Consider the following 4,130-nt stretch of genomic DNA (forward strand, 5'->3'; position numbering starts at 1 on the left):
CCAGACCATCATCAAACAGCGAGAAAGGATCAAACGACAGACCATCGAGCATCGGCGCTTGCAGCACCGCAATCTCGCCGCATAAAACAATCAGCCCAGAGACGAGGCCGACGCTCCTCTAATCGACGCTCCAAATTGCGCCAAATGTTCTGATGACGGCCAGAGCGGCGAAAATCGCTGAGTAGATGATCCGCTCGCTGATTCCTTTCTTCGTGGGTTTTTCATACAAGGACGTGGTGCGGCCACTTGAGGCGAATAAGGCCACAGGCGGCCGCTGGTCCGGCGGCCAAGATCATCCGCGAACGACTATTTGCGCGGCGACCGAAACCCTAGCAACCGGAGAGACGCTCCGGATGCCCCGCAATCCGAAGTCCCTGCTGAGGTCGAGGAAACGGCGATCCTGCCCCTCACTTCCACCTGAAATTCCGCCTCTGAATCATCCGATCGGCCGAGTCCAAGCAGGTCTGGTGTTCCATCATCGGAGTGGGTTCAACACTTGACGAGCTGGCCGGTATCCGGACAAATTCTAGTTGGTATAGGAGGAGTTCAATGGTGGCATCAGTCGAGCCGCTGAAGGTGCCAAAGCTTGAAATAATGGCGGCTTCGGACTTACAGGAGGCTCCTCTGGCGTGGCTTTTGGACCAAACGCGCCAGGGAGCGCCCGGCGCTCTGGTTACCATCGTTGGCGTCGAGGGAGGAGCGCCCCGTCCGCTGGGCACACAAATGGCCGTTCTAGCCGACGGAAGGTTCCAGGGCCAGATTTCAGGAGGATGTGTTGAGCCGGCGATTGCCGCCGAGGTGCAGTCGGTGATCGCTGGGGGCGAAGACGCAATCCTCAGGATCGGGCGCGGTTCCAGGGCCATCGATATCCAGTTCCCGTGTGGCGGCGGAGTGGATGTGCTCGTGCACGTCGCTCCCGAGCCGGCCATTCTCCGGCAGGCACTCGCATTGATGGCCGAGCGGCGGACATTCGCCCTAGTGCAGCACCCGGGCGGCAGCCGTACCGAGATCGTAGCCGAGCCCGATGTGGCCACCGGCTGGCGCGGCCAGGCATTCGCCCGCCGTTTCGCGCCGAGAACCCGCGCGCTTCTTATCGGCCGTGGCCAGGAACTGGAAGCTACAGCCAGGACTGCCTTGGCCGCCGGTCTGGATTTGCACGTCGCCAGCCCATCGGCGGAAACCTTGGCGGCGCTGGCTCTGACGGGGGTACCCGTGACCGCGTTGACCAGTCCCGCCCAGACTTGGCCCCCACCCATAGACCGCTGGACGGCGACTGTCCTGCTGTTCCACGATCATGATTGGGAACTGCCAATTCTTGAGAACGTACTGGCCGCCGACGGCTTCTACATCGGTGCCCTAGGCAGTCACAGAACCCACCGGAAGCGTTGTGAGCACCTTCTGGCACGCGGCGTTGCAGCGGCCGAAATTGATCGGATCAAAGGGCCTGTCGGGCTGATCACTCCGGCCCGCGATCCCGGAACGCTGGCCATTTCCATTCTGGCCGAAATCGCTCAGGAGCGCGCTCTCCTGCCCGCACTTTGAAACGGCCGAACGTCGGTTTGGCGGTCCTAGCTGCCGGTCTCTCCCGCCGGTTTGGGCCAGACGACAAGCTCATGGCGCCGCTCGATGGCCGGCCGCTCTGCGACCACATCGCCTGCACAGCGGCCGAATTCGACGCGGAGGTGAAGATCGCCATCTGCTCTCCAGCCAGTGCACCAACGGGCGTTTTCGCCATGCATGAGTTCGAGGTCATCGAAAACCCCCATTCGGAAACCGGCCTTTCGAGTTCCCTCAAACTGGCCGTGGGCCGCGCCGTCGCACACGGGTTGGATGGGCTGGTGATCTGCCTCGCCGATATGCCCTTCGTGACGCTTGCTCACCTCGACAGCCTTCGTGGCAGTTGGCTCGAAAGCGGCTGTTCCCGCTCTATTGCATCGCGCGCGTCAGGATCAGATAGTCGGCCTTGTCCACCCGCGATTTTTTCGGCAGGAGCTTTCCGCGATCTGCTCGCCACCTCCGGAGATGCCGGCGCGCGCGCCTTGATTGCCCAAGCGGCGACCGTGGAGATCAATGCCTCGTGCCTTTCCGATTTCGATAGGCCGGATGATTTTCGCGATCTCGGGGCCAAGGCTCAGGGTCTGTAATTTGAAAGGCATTGGCCGTGTTCTTGGTGCGCTCGTCTAGATCTTGCAATAAGGTGAACCTGCAACGGCAGTTTGCCGCGACCTTGATCCAAAACCGGACGGTAACCCGAGGGTGTCCACGAAACTCGGGGCTATTCAGGTCATGCTACCGCGGTTGCCTCCGTCACAACTTTCGCGATGTAGTCCGCAATCATCAGGTCCAGGTGTGCACCGCCACCATTCTTGAATACCGTTATCTCCGCCGCAGTCTCGCGCCCGGTTGCTGCGTTGCCTACCAGATCGTATAAATCGCCCCGGACCGCGTCGGCAGTAATGACGCCGGAGGCAATCGGGATCTTCAATTCTCCTATGTGGTCGATGGTCGTATCGCGACTGTCGACGAAGACCGATCCTTCCGAAATGAGTGCATCATCGGCCTCGCGCATATCAGCCTTGAAGGCGCCGATCAGGTCTACATGGGTTCCGGGCCGTATCCATGCGCGGCGTAGCACCGGCTCACGCGCCATCGTCGCGGTTGAGATAATGTCTGCCTCAGCAGCGGCCGTTTCGAGATCGGCGGCGGCGGCGATTTTTACACCCTGTACCCTCACATCGCCCGCCACAGCCACGGCCTGTTCGGCACGGCGCGCCCAAACGAGTACCCGCCGGATCGATGGGAACGTCGCCGTATAGGCATGGATGAGGCTGCAGGCTACCGTGCCCGCGCCCACAATCAGCAACGTCTCGCTGTTGGGGCGCGCCAGCAGTAACGCGCCCAGAACAGAGTCTGCGGCCGTCTTCAATTCCGTCACGAGCTTGCTCTCGATGATCGCGTTGATTTGGCCGTGCGCGGGGTCGAATACCAGCATGGCCCCCTGAACTGTGGGGAGGTTTGCTGCAGGGTTATCCCCAAATACGGTGACAGATTTCACCCCGAAGCCGAGTCCCTTGATATAGGCACCACGGCTAAGCAGAGAGCCGTCCGAGGGGCCGAGAAATATGTCGGAAACCTGCGCCTTAGGCAGACGATGGCCCTTCCGCAGCGCGGAGACCGCATTGAACCAGGTCACCAGCGGAGAGGCTTCTTCATAGGTGATGAGTTGGGGGGTGGTCATTGATTTCTCCTACAATGAAACAAGCCAGGCAATGCTATCAAAATCGTAAATGGCCCAGGTGTCCGATTGCCTCTTTGAGCCTGAGCGAAAAGGAGTTGAGCGACATCATCAGGTTGTGGTTCTTATTCGTTGTCGAGACGGTCGAGGAAAGATCGATCTACTGGAAGCACGCCTCATAGGCGCGCCATGACGGCATGCTCCAAATGTGCGCCAGAGCCGTAATTGGATGCCAATTGACACACAGCTCTTCTAGATGTCCGAACGGAAGCTTATCCTGCAAATGATCCAAACGATCTTTGCAGGAATATCACCGAGGTTTTCGAACGCATGTGGTATAGAGCTATCAAACTGAAAACTATCGCCCTCGGCAAGTTCGAAAACGTCATCCCCCAATCTGAGCTTAAAACGCCCCTCCAGTACCAGACCAGCTTTCTCCCCATCATAGCTATAGGTCTGCTTGCCCGAACCACCGCCCGGCGCAACGTTCAGTAACATGAATTGGAGATGCTCGGATTTGAATGGCGAGAGAAATTCCTTAATCAGTTGGTTTCCGCCAATACTAAGGGTCTCTCTACTATTGGATCGTTTGACGTGTCGCACTTCGTTCGAATTAATTACATCCGGCTGGCCGATAAGCTCGCCGAGTGACACATCGAGGGCGACGCGGAGCTTCGTCAGCGTTCGGAGCGACGGAATCGATCTCCCTCTTTCAATCTGACTCAATAGTCCGACGGAAACACCCGCAGCGGCCGCCAAGCGACTCAGCGACCATCCCCGTGTTGCGCGCAACCTTTTGAGCTGGGCGCCCACCGCCTCGGTGTCGTCCCGTAGAAATGCAGCGGGCCCGCCAGTCTCAGACATCAGTGAACTCTTCAAAACAAATGTGTTTAGG

The 4,130-nt window shown here is 59.2% G+C and carries 4 protein-coding genes; 2 read left to right on the plus strand and 2 right to left on the minus strand.

From position 1 onward, the window contains the following. Positions 1-594: 594 nt before the first annotated feature. Positions 595-1,542 (plus strand): XdhC family protein, encoded by a 948-nt coding sequence (locus DQG18_RS15760; RefSeq protein ID WP_245958508.1) that lies wholly within the window; start codon positions 595-597, stop codon positions 1,540-1,542. 17 nt (positions 1,543-1,559) lie between these two features. Beyond that, positions 1,560-2,144, plus strand: a complete 585-nt coding sequence (locus DQG18_RS15765; protein WP_157970217.1) for a nucleotidyltransferase family protein — start codon at positions 1,560-1,562, stop codon at positions 2,142-2,144. A 140-nt stretch (positions 2,145-2,284) separates the two neighbouring features. On the opposite strand, the gene DQG18_RS15770 is transcribed toward DQG18_RS15765, so the two are convergent. Both DQG18_RS15770 and DQG18_RS15775 read right to left on the minus strand, forming a co-directional pair. Then, positions 2,285-3,238, minus strand: coding sequence for an ornithine cyclodeaminase family protein (locus tag DQG18_RS15770; RefSeq protein ID WP_116655204.1), 954 nt, complete (start codon positions 3,236-3,238; stop codon positions 2,285-2,287). Positions 3,239-3,487: 249 nt separating this feature from the next. Continuing rightward, positions 3,488-4,130, minus strand: a 643-nt coding sequence (locus DQG18_RS15775) for a helix-turn-helix domain-containing protein (protein WP_210208087.1), incomplete at its 5' end; no start/stop codon positions are given.

The sequence above is a fragment of the Pelagibacterium sediminicola genome, from assembly GCF_003390885.1.
GTDB classification, from domain to species: domain Bacteria; phylum Pseudomonadota; class Alphaproteobacteria; order Rhizobiales; family Devosiaceae; genus Pelagibacterium; species Pelagibacterium sediminicola.

Coding starts and splice junctions, on each gene's coding strand:
- DQG18_RS15770 (WP_116655204.1), bottom strand. CDS start 3,238: ATGACCACCCCCCAACTCATCACCTATGAAGAAGCCTCTCCGCTGGTG.
- DQG18_RS15760 (WP_245958508.1), top strand. CDS start 595: ATGGCGGCTTCGGACTTACAGGAGGCTCCTCTGGCGTGGCTTTTGGAC.